16 protein-coding genes are annotated in these 15,925 nt (G+C 53.7%); 9 read left to right on the forward strand and 7 right to left on the reverse strand.

Features of this window, described 5'->3' with window-relative positions; all coding sequences use genetic code 11:
• Positions 1–460 precede the first annotated feature (460 nt).
• From folD to NNO03_RS10195, 3 genes are all read left to right on the forward strand, one after another.
• Positions 461–1,327, forward strand: coding sequence for a bifunctional methylenetetrahydrofolate dehydrogenase/methenyltetrahydrofolate cyclohydrolase FolD (folD, locus tag NNO03_RS10185; protein WP_003021887.1), 867 nt, complete (start codon positions 461–463; stop codon positions 1,325–1,327).
• A 1-nt stretch (position 1,328) separates the two neighbouring features.
• Positions 1,329–1,541, forward strand: coding sequence for a ribosome-associated protein YbcJ (gene ybcJ, locus NNO03_RS10190; RefSeq protein WP_003831111.1), 213 nt, complete (start codon positions 1,329–1,331; stop codon positions 1,539–1,541).
• Between the two features lie 122 nt (positions 1,542–1,663).
• Complete coding sequence (locus NNO03_RS10195; protein WP_271449449.1) at positions 1,664–2,188, forward strand: metal-dependent hydrolase; 525 nt, start codon at positions 1,664–1,666, stop codon at positions 2,186–2,188.
• Positions 2,189–2,282: 94 nt separating this feature from the next.
• Here the strand turns inward: NNO03_RS10195 and cysS are convergent, their stop codons facing one another.
• Positions 2,283–3,668: a cysteine--tRNA ligase gene (gene cysS, locus NNO03_RS10200; protein ID WP_271449450.1), complete on the reverse strand. Its 1,386-nt coding sequence runs from the start codon at positions 3,666–3,668 to the stop codon at positions 2,283–2,285.
• 173 nt (positions 3,669–3,841) lie between these two features.
• On the opposite strand from cysS, the gene ppiB reads away from it, so the two are divergent.
• The 5 genes from ppiB (at position 3,842) to mnmH (ending at position 8,057) form a co-directional block, all read left to right on the forward strand.
• Positions 3,842–4,336 carry a peptidylprolyl isomerase B gene (ppiB, locus tag NNO03_RS10205; RefSeq protein WP_003021875.1) on the forward strand — a complete coding sequence of 165 codons (495 nt, stop codon included), beginning with the start codon at positions 3,842–3,844 and terminating at the stop codon, positions 4,334–4,336.
• Positions 4,337–4,338: 2 nt separating this feature from the next.
• Positions 4,339–5,061 (forward strand): UDP-2,3-diacylglucosamine diphosphatase, encoded by a 723-nt coding sequence (lpxH, locus tag NNO03_RS10210; RefSeq protein WP_271449451.1) that lies wholly within the window; start codon positions 4,339–4,341, stop codon positions 5,059–5,061.
• Between the two features lie 240 nt (positions 5,062–5,301).
• Positions 5,302–5,811, forward strand: a complete 510-nt coding sequence (gene purE / locus NNO03_RS10215; RefSeq protein WP_005125240.1) for a 5-(carboxyamino)imidazole ribonucleotide mutase — start codon at positions 5,302–5,304, stop codon at positions 5,809–5,811.
• A complete protein-coding gene (purK, locus tag NNO03_RS10220; protein WP_271449452.1) occupies positions 5,808–6,875 on the forward strand; it encodes a 5-(carboxyamino)imidazole ribonucleotide synthase in 1,068 nt (355 codons plus the stop codon). The genes purE and purK overlap by 4 nt, the downstream gene beginning before the upstream one ends.
• 96 nt (positions 6,876–6,971) lie before the next feature.
• Positions 6,972–8,057, forward strand: a complete 1,086-nt coding sequence (gene mnmH, locus NNO03_RS10225) for a tRNA 2-selenouridine(34) synthase MnmH (RefSeq protein ID WP_271449453.1) — start codon at positions 6,972–6,974, stop codon at positions 8,055–8,057.
• On the opposite strand, the gene NNO03_RS10230 is transcribed toward mnmH, so the two are convergent.
• The 6 genes from NNO03_RS10230 to ybbA all read right to left on the reverse strand — a co-directional run bounded on the left by NNO03_RS10230 (position 8,058) and on the right by ybbA (position 15,314).
• The gene (locus NNO03_RS10230) at positions 8,058–8,717 is read right to left on the reverse strand and encodes a methionine ABC transporter permease (protein WP_005125237.1); all 660 of its coding nucleotides are present in this window, start codon (positions 8,715–8,717) and stop codon (positions 8,058–8,060) included.
• A complete protein-coding gene (sfbB, locus tag NNO03_RS10235; RefSeq protein WP_271449454.1) occupies positions 8,710–9,726 on the reverse strand; it encodes a virulence-associated ABC transporter ATP-binding protein SfbB in 1,017 nt (338 codons plus the stop codon). The genes NNO03_RS10230 and sfbB overlap by 8 nt, the downstream gene beginning before the upstream one ends.
• A gap of 62 nt (positions 9,727–9,788) precedes the next feature.
• Positions 9,789–10,619, reverse strand: coding sequence for a MetQ/NlpA family ABC transporter substrate-binding protein (locus NNO03_RS10240; protein WP_271441947.1), 831 nt, complete (start codon positions 10,617–10,619; stop codon positions 9,789–9,791).
• Between the two features lie 275 nt (positions 10,620–10,894).
• Positions 10,895–12,028 carry a porin gene (locus NNO03_RS10245; RefSeq protein ID WP_271449455.1) on the reverse strand — a complete coding sequence of 378 codons (1,134 nt, stop codon included), beginning with the start codon at positions 12,026–12,028 and terminating at the stop codon, positions 10,895–10,897.
• A 188-nt stretch (positions 12,029–12,216) separates the two neighbouring features.
• Positions 12,217–14,631: a putative ABC transporter permease subunit YbbP gene (gene ybbP / locus NNO03_RS10250; protein WP_271449456.1), complete on the reverse strand. Its 2,415-nt coding sequence runs from the start codon at positions 14,629–14,631 to the stop codon at positions 12,217–12,219.
• Complete coding sequence (gene ybbA, locus NNO03_RS10255; RefSeq protein ID WP_271441944.1) at positions 14,628–15,314, reverse strand: putative ABC transporter ATP-binding protein YbbA; 687 nt, start codon at positions 15,312–15,314, stop codon at positions 14,628–14,630. Before ybbA ends, ybbP begins: the two co-directional genes overlap by 4 nt.
• On the opposite strand from ybbA, the gene tesA reads away from it, so the two are divergent.
• Entirely contained in the window at positions 15,282–15,899 is a 618-nt protein-coding gene (gene tesA / locus NNO03_RS10260; protein ID WP_271449457.1) for a multifunctional acyl-CoA thioesterase I/protease I/lysophospholipase L1, read from the forward strand. The genes ybbA and tesA overlap by 33 nt on opposite strands.
• Positions 15,900–15,925: the final 26 nt, after the last annotated feature.

Raw genomic sequence — 15,925 nt, forward strand, 5'->3', positions numbered from 1 at the left:
GAGAGAGAATTAGCGAAACGTGTACCCCCACTCTCCTGAGTATTTGATTCACTAATTAATCTTCACGAATATGACAATTCGTCACAGGGATAAATTAAACATTTCAATTAATGAAAAATACCTGTAATTCCTTTTAATGACCCTGGCTTATTCTTATTGGACTCTAAGAAAATTCCGGGTGGAAATGAGGCAAAAACATCCATAACAAGACGTAACAGTCTGGTTTCTGAGATATTACCCATGAAAATACCAGGGTGATGAGTTGTTTCATTTAGGTTAAGTTTCATTAGCATGCTCATGAATCACGCGCCAACATCCAACACCTGTTGCCGCGCACACGGGCTACGCGAAACACGCCAACGCACGTAAAAACGCAAACGAAAACTGACAGCACGCCCCGCTTCTGACAAAATAGTCACATCCCCTTCGACTTAACGTAACAGACGGAATCCTCTCTCTGATGGCAGCAAAGATTATTGACGGTAAAACGATTGCGCAGCAGGTGCGCTCTGAGGTTGCTCAAAAAGTTCAGGCGCGTTTAGCGGCTGGATTACGCGCCCCAGGACTGGCTGTTGTGCTGGTAGGTAGCAACCCGGCTTCGCAGATTTACGTGGCAAGTAAACGCAAAGCCTGCGACGAAGTGGGGTTTGTCTCCCGCTCCTATGACCTGCCTGAAACCACCAGCGAGGCGGAGCTTCTTGAGCTGATCGATACGCTCAATGCAGATACCACCATCGATGGTATCCTGGTACAACTGCCGTTGCCGGCGGGTATCGACAACGTCAAAGTTCTGGAGCGCATTGCACCGGACAAAGACGTTGACGGTTTCCATCCGTATAACGTCGGTCGTTTGTGCCAACGCGCACCGCGCCTGCGCCCATGTACCCCACGCGGTATCGTGACCCTGCTTGAACGCTACAACATCGACACTTATGGCCTGAACGCCGTGGTAATTGGTGCCTCCAATATTGTCGGTCGCCCAATGAGCATGGAGTTGCTGCTGGCGGGTTGCACCACCACGGTCACCCACCGCTTCACGAAGGATCTGCGTCGCCACGTCGAGCACGCCGACTTGCTGATTGTTGCCGTTGGCAAACCTGGTTTTATTCCGGGTGAGTGGATCAAAGAAGGTGCAATTGTGATTGATGTCGGCATCAACCGTCTGGAGAATGGTAAGGTTGTTGGCGATGTGGTCTTTGAGGATGCTGCCGCACGTGCGTCGTATATTACGCCGGTGCCGGGTGGCGTTGGCCCAATGACTGTCGCCACGCTTATCGAAAACACGCTGCAGGCGTGTGTTGAATATCATGATGTAAAGGACGTTTAAGATGGCCACATTTTCACTGGGTAAACACCCTCACGTTGAACTCTGCGATTTGCTGAAGCTGGAAGGCTGGAGCGAAAGCGGTGCCCAGGCAAAAATTGCGATTGGCGAAGGGTTAGTGAAGGTCGACGGTGTTGTTGAAACGCGCAAGCGCTGCAAAATCGTTGCCGGACAGACCGTCAGCTTTGAAGGTCACAGCATTAACGTCGTCGCGTGATCCCAGGTGCCGGATGACGGTTTGTTCCTTATCCGGCCACTTCCCCCATTTTCAGATAATGACTTCATCCCCACTTCACCGTGGCCTGTTAGCATGCTGTTTTTTCACACGAAGCGATCATCATGCCAACAATCGTTACCCACGCTGCCGTTCCACTCTGTTTAGGGTTAGGTCTCGGACTTAAAGTCATCCCTGTGCGATTACTGTTTACCGGAATCGCTCTGGCGATGCTGCCAGACGCTGACGTTTTGTCATTTAAGCTTGGCGTTGCTTACGGTAACGTCTTCGGCCATCGCGGATTTACCCACTCGTTGTTGTTCGCCTTCGTCGTGCCGCTACTTTGCGTATTGATTGGCCGACGATGGTTTAAGGCAGGGCTAATACGCTGCTGGTTATTTTTGACGGTGTCATTGCTGTCGCACAGTTTGCTGGATTCAGTGACAACCGGAGGGAAAGGCGTTGGCTGGCTGTGGCCGTGGTCCGATGAACGTTTCTTTGCGCCGTGGCAGGTGATTAAGGTCGCGCCGTTTGCGCTGTCGCGCTATGCCACGCCGTACGGGCATCAGGTTATTCTTTCGGAGCTAATGTGGGTATGGCTGCCGGGAGCCGTCATGATGGGGGTGTTGTGGTGGTATCGGAAACACTAATGTGCCGGATGCGACACCAGGAGTCTTATCCGGCCTACAAAAGCATGCCTGTAGGCCGGATAAGGCGTTAACCGCCATCCGGCAATCGAGAGATTTACTTACGGCGCCAGGTGGTACCCTGTGGACCATCTTCCAGCACGATACCCATCTCGTTCAGACGATCGCGTGCCGCATCCGCCGCCGCCCAGTCTTTCGCTTTACGGGCATCTAAACGCTGTTGAATCAGCGCTTCAATTTCAGCCACTTCTTTATCGTCTGCCTGAGCACCACTTTGCAGGAATGTTTCTGGCTCCTGTTCCAGCAGACCCAGTACGCCGGATAGCTTACGCAGATGCGAAGCCATAGCGTTAGCTGCCGCCATATCTTCGCCCTTCAGACGGTTAACTTCACGCGCCATGTCAAACAGCACGGAGTAGGCTTCTGGCGTATTAAAGTCATCGTTCATCGCTTCAATGAAACGCGCTTCAAAGGCTTCGCCACCCGCAGGGGCAACGGACTTGTCGGTGCCGCGCAGCGCGGTATACAAGCGCTCCAGCGCTGAGCGAGCCTGTTTCAGGTTCTCTTCGCTGTAGTTCAGTTGGCTACGATAATGGCCAGACATCAGGAAGTAGCGAATGGTTTCGGCATCATAATATTTCAGCACGTCGCGAACGGTGAAGAAGTTGCCCAGTGATTTGGACATTTTCTCACGGTCAACCATCACCATCCCGGAGTGCATCCAGTAATTGACGTATTCACCGTCATGTGCACAGGTAGACTGCGCGATTTCGTTTTCATGGTGCGGGAACATCAGGTCAGAGCCGCCGCCATGAATATCGAAATGGTTACCCAGTTGTTTGCAGTTCATCGCAGAACATTCAATGTGCCAGCCCGGACGACCTGCGCCCCACGGGGATGGCCAGCTCGGCTCACCCTCTTTGGACATCTTCCACAGCACGAAGTCCATCGGGTTACGCTTCACATCAACCACATCAACACGCGCACCCGCCTGCAGCTGATCCAGGTCCTGACGTGACAACTGACCGTAATTCGGGTCGGTCGGTACATCGAACATTACGTCGCCGTTATCGGCAACGTAAGCGTGACCTTTGGCAATCAGCTGCTCGGTGATTTCAATAATCTCAGGGATATGATGCGTAGCACGCGGTTCAAGATCCGGACGCAGAATATTCAGCGCATCGAAATCGTTATGCATTTCCGCAATCATGCGATCAACCAGCGCCACAAAGCTCTCGCCATTTTCATTAGCGCGCTTAATGATTTTGTCGTCGATATCGGTAATGTTGCGCACATACTTCAGCTTGTAGCCGAGGAAGCGCAGATAACGGGCAACAACGTCGAAAGAAACAAAGGTACGCCCGTGTCCAATATGACAGAGATCGTAAACGGTGATGCCACACACGTACATGCCGACTTCCCCGGCATGAATGGGTTTGAATTCCTCTTTTTGGCGCGTCAGTGTATTAAAGATTTTTAACATCGAAGATTCCGTGTAGACGTGTGTGGATAACAAAGCCCTATAATACCTATAAATTGGCCCCGAAGCAGCACACTTTGCAAGGTGATCGAACCTTGCGGTTATGCTATAACAAGCCCCTATCATGTGACCCTGACCAGGGTCGAAGCACCACTCTATCGGAACAGGATGCAAAAATGGTTACTTTCCACACTAATCACGGCGATATCGTAATCAAAACGTTTGATGATAAAGCGCCTGAAACAGTTAAAAACTTCCTGGACTACTGCCGCGAAGGTTTTTACAACAACACCATTTTCCACCGTGTTATTAACGGTTTCATGATCCAGGGCGGCGGTTTTGAGCCGGGCATGAAGCAAAAAGCCACGAAAGAGGCTATCAAAAACGAAGCCAACAACGGTCTGAAAAACACCCGTGGAACGCTGGCAATGGCGCGTACTCAGGCTCCGCACTCCGCGACAGCTCAGTTCTTCATCAACGTTGCTGACAACGACTTCCTGAACTTCTCCGGCGAAAGCATGCAGGGCTGGGGTTACTGTGTATTCGCTGAAGTTGTTGAAGGTATGGATGTCGTTGATAAAATCAAAGGCGTTTCCACCGGTCGCAGCGGTATGCATCAGGACGTACCAAAAGAAGACGTTATCATCGAAAACGTGACCGTCAGCGAGTAATCGTGACGACACTGTTTATTGCAGATCTCCATCTCTGCACGGAAGAACCGGCGATCACCGCCGGTTTTCTGCGTTTTTTAGCCGGCGATGCACGAAAGGCCGATGCGCTGTACATTCTTGGCGATCTGTTTGAAGCCTGGATAGGCGATGACGATCCCAATCCCCTACATCGTGAAATGGCCGCAGCGATAAAAGCGCTGACGGATTCCGGTGTTCCCTGCTTTTTCATTCATGGCAATCGTGATTTTCTGATCGGCAAGCGTTTTGCCCGTGAGAGCGGCATGACCCTGTTACCTCAGGAAAAAGTGCTCGACCTGTATGGTCGCAACGTACTGATCATGCATGGCGACACATTGTGCACCGACGATGCTGGCTATCAGTCGTTTCGCGCGAAGGTTCATCAGCCCTGGCTACAAAAACTGTTTCTCTCCCTGCCGTTATTCATTCGCCAACGTATTGCCGCGAAGATGCGTGCCAACAGCAAAGCTGCCAATAGCAGCAAGTCGCTGGAGATCATGGATGTAAATCCACAGGCCGTCATTACTGAAATGGAGAAACATCAGGTCCAGTGGTTAATTCACGGTCATACCCATCGCCCGGCAGTCCACGAACTCACGGCCAATGCGCAACCCGCTTTCCGCGTGGTGTTAGGTGCCTGGCATACCGAAGGTTCGATGATTAAAGTCACACCTGACGACGTTGAACTGATCGCTTTTCCATTTTAATTCTGCAGATACCCAGCTCCTCTTTACACAAAACTATTCGAGTTGCATCGAAGCGGCAAATCTGTGAGTCCCCTGGCGCTTACAAAAGTCAGTGACTGGGGTGAGAAAATGCAGCCAACAAAGAGGCAGCTTGAAGAGTGAAGTGTAAAGCAACGCAATCGTTTTCCTTGTTTTTAAAACGTGCTATTCTCTCTCGCCTCTAAAGCAGTGTGAAGCACACCCACAGGAGTTTTTAGACGCATGTCTTCCCGCAATAATCCGGCGCGTGTCGCCATCGTGATGGGGTCCAAAAGCGACTGGGCTACCATGCAGTTCGCCGCCGAAATCTTCGAAATGCTGGACGTTCCACACCATGTTGAAGTCGTCTCAGCCCACCGTACCCCTGACAAACTGTTCAGCTTCGCCGAAAGTGCTGAAGAGAACGGTTATCAGGTCATTATTGCGGGTGCTGGCGGTGCAGCGCATCTGCCGGGCATGATTGCCGCGAAAACGCTGGTCCCCGTGTTAGGCGTTCCGGTACAAAGCGCAGCGCTGAGCGGCGTAGATAGCCTCTATTCGATCGTGCAGATGCCACGCGGCATCCCTGTGGGTACGTTGGCGATTGGGAAAGCGGGCGCGGCAAATGCGGCCCTGCTGGCAGCACAAATTCTGGCAACACACGACAAAGCGTTACATCAGCGTCTGAGCGACTGGCGCAAAGCACAAACCGATGAGGTACTGGAGAACCCGGACCCGCGAGGTGCGGCATGAAGCAGGTCTGCGTACTCGGTAACGGCCAGTTAGGGCGCATGCTGCGTCAGGCCGGCGAGCCGCTGGGCATTGCGGTCTGGCCAGTCGGGCTGGATGCCGAACCCACCGCCGTTCCCTTTCAGCAAAGCGTCATTACCGCTGAGATCGAGCGCTGGCCGGAAACCGCGTTAACCCGCGAGCTGGCGCGCCATCCGGCGTTCGTGAATCGTGATGTCTTCCCGATTATTGCCGACCGCCTGACGCAAAAGCAGCTTTTTGACAAACTCAACCTGGCAACCGCGCCGTGGCAACTGCTGGCAGAGAAAAGCGAATGGCCTGCGGTATTCGACACGCTGGGTGAGCTGGCGATTGTTAAACGTCGCGTCGGCGGCTATGACGGTCGTGGTCAGTGGCGTTTGCACGCGAATGAAACGGAACAATTGCCGGGTGATTGCTACGGTGAGTGTATCGTCGAGCAGGGCATTAACTTCTCGGGCGAAGTGTCACTGGTAGGCGCTCGCGCACACGACGGCAGCACGGTTTTCTATCCGCTGACCCACAACCTGCATCAGGACGGCATTCTGCGTACCAGCGTGGTCTTCCCGCAGTCTAACGCCAGACAGCAGGAACAGGCCGAAGCGATGCTTTCCGCCATCATGCAGGAGCTGGGTTATGTCGGCGTGATGGCGATGGAATGTTTCATTACCCCGGAAGGTCTGCTGATTAACGAACTGGCACCTCGCGTGCACAACAGCGGGCACTGGACACAAAACGGTGCCAGCATCAGCCAGTTCGAGTTGCACCTGCGCGCCATTACCAACCTGCCGTTACCGACGCCGGTAGTGAACAATCCTTCGGTGATGGTGAACCTGATTGGCAGCGACCTGAACTACGACTGGCTGAAATTGCCGCTGGTCCATCTGCACTGGTACGACAAAGAAGTGCGCGAAGGGCGTAAGGTCGGCCACCTGAACCTGAGCGACAGCGATACTGCACGTCTAAATGCCACGCTTGAAGCGTTAATTCCCCTACTGCCGCCGGAATATGCCAGCGGAATTATCTGGGCGCAATCAAAGCTGAAATAAGCCATTAATGCCGGGGAGTTGATTTTATCCTTCCCCGGCCCCTCTTCGGGCGCGTAAAATCCCCTCCATTGCTGTTTTGTATTTTCAGGACTGAACATGAACGATGGAACGGACTATCGCGCGATCCTGCTCGCCGGTACGCCTTTAATCGATGTACGCGCCCCCGTCGAATTTCAACAGGGTGCGATGCCGGGTGCGATCAACCTCCCCCTAATGAACGATGACGAGCGCGCCGCGGTCGGGACCTGCTATAAACGTCAGGGACCGGAGGCGGCGCTCGCATTGGGCCACCAACTGGTCTCGGGTGAAACCCGCCAGCAGCGAATGAGCGCCTGGCTGGAAGCCTGTCGCCAGCATCCAGAGGGATACTTGTGCTGTGCCCGCGGTGGCCAGCGCTCGCATATTGTGCAGCAGTGGCTGCACGAGTCCGGCATTGACTACCCGCTAGTAAAAGGCGGTTACAAGGCACTGCGTCAGGCGACGATACAGCTGACGGAAACGCTGGTGCAAAAACCTATCGTCCTGATTGGCGGCTGTACCGGGAACGGTAAAACGCAACTGGTGCAACAGCAGCCAAATGGCGTGGATCTCGAAGGTCTGGCACATCATCGCGGTTCCTCGTTTGGACGTACCGTGGAACCACAGCTGAGCCAGGCGAGTTTTGAAAATCTGCTGGCGGTCGAAATGCTGAAAACCGACAGCCGACAGGATTTGCGCCAGTGGGTGCTGGAAGATGAAGGCCGGATGATCGGCGCTAACCATCTGCCCGAATGCCTGCGCGAGCGCATGACCGAGGCATCCATTGCGGTGGTGGACGATCCTTTTGAGCTGCGTCTGGAACGGCTGCGCGAGGAGTATTTCGTGCGCATGCACCACGATTTTACCCACGCTTACGGGGAAAATCAGGGCTGGCAGGAGTACAGTGACTATCTGCATCACGGCCTGTTCGCCATCCGCCGTCGTCTGGGGTTACAACGCTTTGCGGAGCTAACCGCGCAGCTCGACGTTGCCCTGCGCGAACAGCAGACGACAGGCAGTACCGACGCCCATATGGGCTGGCTGGTGCCGTTACTCAACGAGTATTACGACCCGATGTATCGCTATCAACTGGAAAAGAAAGCCGCGAAAATCGTCTTTCGCGGCACATGGCAGGATGTTGCCGAATGGCTTAACGCACAGTGATCAGTGTCTGTCGCGCTTATCCGCGCGTTTCGCCAACCAGTCGCCCAGCACCTGAACCACCTGCACCAGAATAATCAGCGCCACGACCGTAACAATCATGACCTGGGTTTCGTAGCGGTAATAACCAAAGCGAATGGCCAGGTCGCCTACCCCGCCACCACCCACGATCCCAGCCATCGCGGAGTAACCGATCAGACTCACCAGCGTTATCGTCAGCCCACGCAGTAATCCCGCGCTGGCTTCCGGTAACAGCACGGTGCAGATAATACGCATCGGGCTGGCGCCAAACGCTTCCGCGGCTTCGATAATGCCTTTATCAACCTCACGTAACGCGCTGTCCACCAGTCGGGCATAAAACGCAATCGCCGCTACAGAGAGCGGAACAGACGCCGCAATCGGTCCGATGGTGTTCCCGAGCAGAAACTGGGTTAACGGCAGCAACAGCACCAACAGGATCACAAACGGTACCGAACGGATAATGTTCACCAGCACAGAACTGAGCAGATACACGAAACGGTTCTGCCAGAATAAATGCCGGTCGGTGACAAAAATAAGAAACCCTAACGGCAGGCCGCCAACGATCGCCAGCACGGTTGAGATACTCAGCATCTGGAAGGTTTCATTAAACGCCAGCGTCAAATCCGGCAATAAATCATCCACGAATCACCTCCACCTGTGCGGTACGTTGACGAATATGTTCCACAGCGGCATCGACCGCCGAAGGGTTATGCGGCGCGGTCAGTTGCACGACCAAAATACCCATCGCGCGCTCACCGATATATTCAATTTTGCCGTGCAGGATATTTACCGCCACGCCAAACTTTACCGCCACTTCAGACAGCACTGGCTGTTCCGCTGAGTCGCCGATAAACAAAATTTTCAGCAGTTGCCCTGGCAGATGTTGCCGCAAGCGCTCCGGGAGTGTCAGATTAAGCGTGTGCGAGACCAGTTGCTGAGTAAAAGCGTGCTGCGGGTGGGCAAAGACATCAAACACCTCACCTGACTCCACCACCTTGCCACCGGACATGACCGCCACACGATCGCAAATTGATTTGATCACATTCATTTCGTGAGTGATCAGCACGATCGTGATCCCCAGTTGTTGGTTGATCTGTTTGAGCAGAGCCAAAATGGTGGCTGATGTTTCCAGATCTAACGCGGAAGTGGGTTCATCGCAAAGCAGTACATCCGGGTGGTTGGCGATGGCGCGGGCAATGCCAACACGCTGTTTTTGACCACCACTGAGCTGTACCGGAAAACGGTTTGCTTTATCCGCTAACCCGACCAGTGCTAAGATCTCCGCCACGCGTGGGGCGATTTTGCTGCGCTCCCATCCGGCAGCCTTCAGGCTGAAGGCAACGTTTTGCGCCACCGTGCGGGTGTGCATCAAATTAAAATGCTGAAAAATCATCCCAATACGCTGACGGGCCTTACGTAAGTGCGTTCCTTCCAGCGCTGAAATTTCAACACCGTTCACCTTCACGCTTCCCTGGCTTGGGCGCGTTAAGGCGTTCAGGGTACGCAACAGCGTACTTTTCCCCGCCCCACTGGTTCCCACAATGCCAAATATCTCACCTGCGCCGATGCGCAGGCTGACCTCATCTACCGCCCGGGTTGACGGTCCTCGGCCTGCGCTGAAATCCACGCAAACCTTATCTATCTCAATCATACCGACCTCAGAAATGCGAAAAGGGCAGTCGTTGCTGCCCTGTTAAACTTTAAGCGCAGCGATTATTGGGCTGCCGTCATCCATTCCGGTTTCTGGAAGGCACTGTAGATGTTTTGCGGATCGTCTATCACCGCACGATAAGCCGGAGATTTCACCGCTTCAACAATGTCTTTGGCGAACGGTTTATCTGCATCTTCACTGCGTACCGCAATGATATTTTTCAGGTTTTCATCCAGGTGCTCTTGCTTGATCGCACTGGCGAGATCCAGTTTTGCCGCAACCGCAAAGTTACCGTTAACCAGTGCGCCGGTCACACCATCCAGTGTACGCGGCAACTGCGCAGCTTCCAGCGGTTTAAACACCAGCCCTTTCGGGTTACTGGCGATATCACGTTCAGAGGCTTTAGTGGGATCAATATTGTCTTTGATGGTGATAAGGTCGATAGATTGCAGGAAGCGCAAACCGCGGGCCAAGTTCGTCGGATCGTTAGAAAGCGTGATGACATCACCTTTCTTCAGTTCATCCAGACTTTTGATTTTATGCGAGTAAAAACCCATCCCCGCCGTTGGAACAACGATGAGCTTACTCAATTTCAACCCTTTATCGGCAGTGAATTTGTCAAAATAAAGCGAGTGCTGAAACAGGTTTGCGTCAATGCTGCCGTTGGAGAGTGCCATGTTTGGCTGAACATAGTCACTAAATTCGCGCACCACCACCTTGTAGCCCTTTTCTTTCAGCGTCGGTGCAATAGCCTGCTTTACCATATCACCATACGGACCCGGTGCGACGCCAAACACGATGGTATGCGGGTCGCTATTCGCATGAGCAAATTGTAATCCGCAGGCCAGCAACAGTGCCCCGGTCGCGACGCGTAAACTCTGACGCAATCCCATAATCTCTCCATTTTAACGTTGTGGTGTAATGTCTCACGCCGTTCTTGCGGCGTTGTTCTTGTTGGCCTGTTAACAGGCTGATTGTTAACATGACACAGATCACAACCTGCTGTCCTTGAAATTATTTCATGATGTTGCAGAGTATGTTTTTAAATGAGAGAAGGCATGAAAAAGCCGGATGTCGACACAAGTGCCTTATCCGGCTTACAAATAACGCGATCCCCCTGCACTCCCAGGCCCGATAAGCGCAAGCGTATCGGGCGGCAGGGGTTCGATTAGAAGTCGTAACGCAGACGAACCAGGTTCATATCACCCAGGTTGTCGGTGCTGGAGGTAAAGACGTGTTCATAATCAACACGGAAACCGTAGTCCAGTTGGAAGCTGATACCCAGACCGTTATCGGTACGCAGGTAGTTACGACCGTTCACGTATTCAATGCGATCGCCCATGACGTAAGGCTGAACAGATTTCAGCGCATACTGACCCACCGGGAAGGTGTAACCCGCGAAGTATTCCAGACCCCAGGCATCACCCGCAAAGTATTCGTTTACAGACACTTTTTTGGTGGTCATGAAGTTCTGGTACCAGCCGCCGCCCATTGAGAAGGTCCAGTTGTCCGGTTTCCAGCTCAGTGCAGTACCGACGATGTTTTGATCGTAGGTTTTGCTGGTGTTGCCACGCATCTCCGCGCGGGTGTAGTTCCACGCCGTACCCCAGGTCAGGTCATCCGTAATGTGATAATCCACACCCAGTGAACCGCCGCCTTTACGTTTGTAACGCAGGCCGTTATTCGGGTTGTAGTCATCGCTGAACAGATAAGAAGCGTAGAGATCAACATCTCCCACGGTGTTTTTATACTTCAGTGATTTACGTGTACGATATGAACCGTCATAGTCGCCGTTGATCCCGTTACCTGGTGCCTGACCGATCATATCGTAGTCCCAGATATCCGTTTTCGCGCCAACCACATCATAGTAGATGCTGTTCTGTTGACCGAAGGTCAGCGTACCCCAGGTCGCGCTCTTCAGACCGGTGTACAACATACGGCGCGTGGTATCGTTGGCGCCGTCAGCATAGTGATTATCCCAGTTGAACATGGCCGGGAAGTTAACGCCCAGCTCGTAGTAACTCACCCAACTGATGTCATCAAACAGATAGTAATCAGCAGCGAAACGGAAACGAGTACCGCCATCGAAACCATTACGTTTGTAACCATTCTTACCATCATCGCCAGCCATATTCTGGAACTGTGGACGAATACTCCCGCCAACGGTGAAGTTAAGACGACTCAGCGGATTGCCCGCCTGCGGATCTTGTTTCAGGACCGTGATTTCCGCCTGAGAGGCGAAAGTCGTTAATGCCACTGCTGCGCCGATCGATACTGCCAGCGCTGTTTTTTTTATAGTCATTATTTTTACCTTGATAGATAGCCTGCCAATTATTCAGCATACAAATATTAACTTTTATTAATACTCTCGTGTTGTCTGGTTTTTATTGATTTGTGCTGTTAAATATCAAGGGGTTATCAATTTGTGCTCTATAGACAAAAAAATACGCACCGATGGCAAAATCGGTGCGCATTCATCAAGGAAATGAATTAATGACTGAACTGACGGAAAAGTGCTTTGCCTTTTAACAGACGCGAGCCCAGCCATCCACCGCATAGAGAGAGTAGCAACGCCCCACAGAAGGGTAAGACTACCCACAGTCGCCAGTCAGGTTCCCAAGGGAAATCAAAAACTTTGGTTTGCAGAACCGCCAGAGCCGTTTCCGCACCGATGGCCGCCACCAGGCCGGAGACCATCCCCAACATGGCGAACTCGCACCACAGCGTAGTACGCAGCAATTTCTTACCCGCTCCCAGCGTACGCCAGACCACCAGCTCCTGATGACGCTGACGCATCCCCACCTGAACCTGCGCCAGCAGCAATAACATGCCGCAAGCGGTGACCAGAACCACCATCACTTCCAGCGCACGACTCACCTGCTCAAGGACCTGACTGACCTGTTTGAGGATGGCGCCAATATCCAGCAGGCTGATGGTTGGGAATTCCCGATTAAGCTGCGTCAACATGCCGTTGCCGTTCTCCCAGCGAAAGCTGGTCAGCCAACTTTGCGGCTGCCCGTCGAGCGCACCGGAAGGGAAAATAAAGAAGAAATTCGGCCGCAGGCTTTCCCAATCCACTTTACGCAGACTGCTTACCGTGGCACTGAAATCCTGGGTATCGCCCATAAAGGTCACACGATCGCCAAGCTTCACGTTTAAGCGCTTCGCCAGCCCCTCTTCCATCGACACTTCACCCGCTTTTGGCGGCCAGCTTCCGGCGGTAATCGGGTTATGATCCGGCCGGGTATCCTGCCAGGTCAGATTCAGTTCACGATTAAGCGCCTCGTCCTGATTACCTTCGGTTGCCTTGTCATTGATCGCCGTCAGACGCGCCCGCACGATGGGATAGAACGACTCCGGGATCACCTGATGTTCAGACAGGAACGCTTTCAGCGGCACTACCTGCTCGCTGGCGATGTTAATAAGGAAGTAGTTGGGACTTTCTGGCGGCATTTGCTGCTGCCAGCGATCGAGCAGATCGCCACGCAGTACCAACAGCAGCGCCAGCAGCATAAAGGACAGCGAAAAGGCCGATAGCTGGCTCAGCGTCGACCACGGCTGGCGCAACAGTCGACTGACCGCTAAACGTAGCGGTAGTGACGTTAACGTCAGACCACGCAGTACGTTGAGCAGCATCCAGCCCAGCACGCCGCACAAGAGCGCCAGTACAACCGCGCCGGCCAGCACCGCCCACAGCAGCATGCTCCCCCCCATCAGCCCGGCAAGCAGCGCGACCACAACGATCAATACCACAGGCAAATAGAACTTCAGTGGCCAGACGTTGGCGACGACATCACTACGCAGCACCCGCAATGGCTGCGTCGCCAGCAACAATCGATAAGGACGTAGCCCCACTAACAAGGAAATGACTGTCATCGTGCCTAATGCCCACAGCCACGGCCAGGGGCTGGCAGGCGGCAACTCGCCGGGCAGAACCGGCTTGAGCAACACCACCAGGACACGTTCAAATAACAGCCCAAACAGCCCCCCGGTTACACCAGACAGTACCAGCACCATCAGCCACTGCCCGATAATCAGCTTGCGCAGCTGCGCCCTGCCCGCGCCGAGTGTTTTCAGAATCGCCACCAGGTCGTAACGACTACGGCAATAATGGCTCATCGCTACGGCAACCGCGGCCACCGCCAGCAGCAGCGTTAACAGCGCCGACAGCAGCAGGAATTGTTGCGAACGCTCAAGCGATTTCCCCAGTGCCCCCTCATCCTGTTCCAGCCCATACCAGCGCTGTTCTGGCTTCAGTTGTGGCAGCAGCCACTTTTCATAGCCTTCTAATTGCTGCGGTGTCCCGCCAAATTTATAGCGCCAGGTCACCCGGCTTCCCGGCTGGACCGCCCCCGTTTTTTCAACATCCGCCATGTTCATCATCAGACGCGGCGCTATCTGGAACGGATTAAAACCAGAGTCAGGCTCCTGCACCACTTCACCCGCAATGCGCAACGTGGCATCGCCAACGTCGATGGGGTCTCCGATTTTTAAGTTGAGCAGCGCCATCAAACGCGGTGCCAGCAGCACCGAGCCTGGCTGTGGTTTCAGCCCCGACGGATGGGTCTGCAACGTGCCGTACATCGGATACACATCATCCACCGCTTTGACGTTCGCCAGTTGCGGCGTATCCCGGGCAAAGGTCATCGTAGCAAAAGTCAGTTGTTCACCCACCTTCAGGCCATGCTGTCGCGCCATGTCAATCCATGCTTTCGGGACTGCTCGTGAACTTTGCAGCGACCGATCACCCGCCATAAATTCGCGACTTTGCTGGCTCAGACCTTTTTCCATCCGGTCGCTGATATTACCCAGCGCAAGGACACAGGCCACCGCAAGACTCAGTGCCAGCCAGACTATCAGTAATGAAGGCGAGCGCCATTCGCGCCAGAACCAGCGTGCTATCATGCCTCCTCCTGCAACAGCCCGTTCACCAGACGTAAACGCCGATCGCAGCGCGCCGCCAGTTGTGGGTCGTGCGTCACCAGAATCAGGGTCGTGCCGTGCTCGCGGTTCAAAGAAAACAGCAGATCGGCAATTTTGTCCCCAGTCTGCCGATCCAGATTGCCCGTAGGTTCATCGGCAAACAGGACATCAGGGCGCCCATTAAACGCCCTTGCCAGCGCCACACGCTGCTGCTCACCACCGGAAAGCTGCGCCGGAAGATGATCGAGACGTTTTCCCAACCCCAATTGTTCAAGCAGCGTTTTCGCACCATCGCGGCTTTTCCCACTGTGTTCTCCCCGCAACAGTGCAGGAAGCTCAACGTTCTCCAGTGCGTTCAGCGTTGGAATTAACATGAATGACTGGAAGACAAAGCCAACATGTCGCGCCCGTAACTGCGCCCGAGCCTCTTCGTCCATGGTATGCAGCGCCTGTCCCACCAGACTCACTTCACCGCTGGAGCCATCGTCCAGCCCGGCAAGGATCGCCAGTAGCGTAGATTTCCCCGATCCTGATTCGCCAATCAGCGCAATGGTCTCGGCGCGTTTGACAACCAGTTCAACTCCGGTAAGGATGGATAGCTCGTGATCACCCTGACCGACGGATTTCTTAAGATGATGAACTTCAACAATGTTTTCCGCTGGCATTTGCCTTTCCTGTTCCTGGTTCTGTTAACTTTCCGCGTCGCCGCGGCGGACACGTTACTTATTCTGGGTGACAGCCTGAGCGCCGGATACCGTATGTCAGCCAGTGCGGCGTGGCCTGCACTGCTTAATGATAAATGGCACAGCAAAACACCGGTGGTAAATGCCAGTATTAGCGGCGATACCTCGCAGCAGGGTCTGGCCCGTCTGCCCGCATTACTGAAACAACATCAGCCGCGCTGGGTGCTGGTCGAACTGGGTGGCAATGATGGCCTGCGCGGGTTTGCACCTGCCCAAACTGAACAAACCCTGCGTACCATTTTGCAGGACGTAAAAGCGGCGAATGCCGAACCGCTGCTGATGCAAATTCGTCTGCCAGCAAACTACGGTCGCCGTTATAATGAAACCTTTAGCGCGATTTATCCCAAGCTTGCCAAAGAGTTTGATATTCCTCTGCTGCCCTTTTTTATGGAGGAGGTCTATCTGAAACCCCAATGGATGCAGGATGATGGTATCCATCCTAATCGTGACGCCCAGCCGTTTATTGCCGACTGGATGGCGAAACATCTCACCCCTTTTCTATCCTAAATAATTCGAGTTGTATGAAGGCGGCA

This window comes from Citrobacter sp. Igbk 16 (genome assembly GCF_028069755.1).
GTDB lineage: Bacteria > Pseudomonadota > Gammaproteobacteria > Enterobacterales > Enterobacteriaceae > Citrobacter.

Bases quoted from the DNA above. Each gene is read 5' to 3' on its own strand.
- folD (WP_003021887.1), top strand. From the start codon at position 461: ATGGCAGCAAAGATTATTGACGGTAAAACGATTGCGCAGCAGGTGCGC.
- ybcJ (WP_003831111.1), top strand. From the start codon at position 1,329: ATGGCCACATTTTCACTGGGTAAACACCCTCACGTTGAACTCTGCGAT.
- NNO03_RS10195 (WP_271449449.1), top strand. From the start codon at position 1,664: ATGCCAACAATCGTTACCCACGCTGCCGTTCCACTCTGTTTAGGGTTA.
- cysS (WP_271449450.1), bottom strand. From the start codon at position 3,668: ATGTTAAAAATCTTTAATACACTGACGCGCCAAAAAGAGGAATTCAAA.
- ppiB (WP_003021875.1), top strand. From the start codon at position 3,842: ATGGTTACTTTCCACACTAATCACGGCGATATCGTAATCAAAACGTTT.
- purE (WP_005125240.1), top strand. From the start codon at position 5,302: ATGTCTTCCCGCAATAATCCGGCGCGTGTCGCCATCGTGATGGGGTCC.
- purK (WP_271449452.1), top strand. From the start codon at position 5,808: ATGAAGCAGGTCTGCGTACTCGGTAACGGCCAGTTAGGGCGCATGCTG.
- mnmH (WP_271449453.1), top strand. From the start codon at position 6,972: ATGAACGATGGAACGGACTATCGCGCGATCCTGCTCGCCGGTACGCCT.
- sfbB (WP_271449454.1), bottom strand. From the start codon at position 9,726: ATGATTGAGATAGATAAGGTTTGCGTGGATTTCAGCGCAGGCCGAGGA.
- NNO03_RS10240 (WP_271441947.1), bottom strand. From the start codon at position 10,619: ATGGGATTGCGTCAGAGTTTACGCGTCGCGACCGGGGCACTGTTGCTG.
- NNO03_RS10245 (WP_271449455.1), bottom strand. From the start codon at position 12,028: ATGACTATAAAAAAAACAGCGCTGGCAGTATCGATCGGCGCAGCAGTG.
- ybbP (WP_271449456.1), bottom strand. From the start codon at position 14,631: ATGATAGCACGCTGGTTCTGGCGCGAATGGCGCTCGCCTTCATTACTG.
- tesA (WP_271449457.1), top strand. From the start codon at position 15,282: ATGATGAACTTCAACAATGTTTTCCGCTGGCATTTGCCTTTCCTGTTC.
- ybbA (WP_271441944.1), bottom strand. From the start codon at position 15,314: ATGCCAGCGGAAAACATTGTTGAAGTTCATCATCTTAAGAAATCCGTC.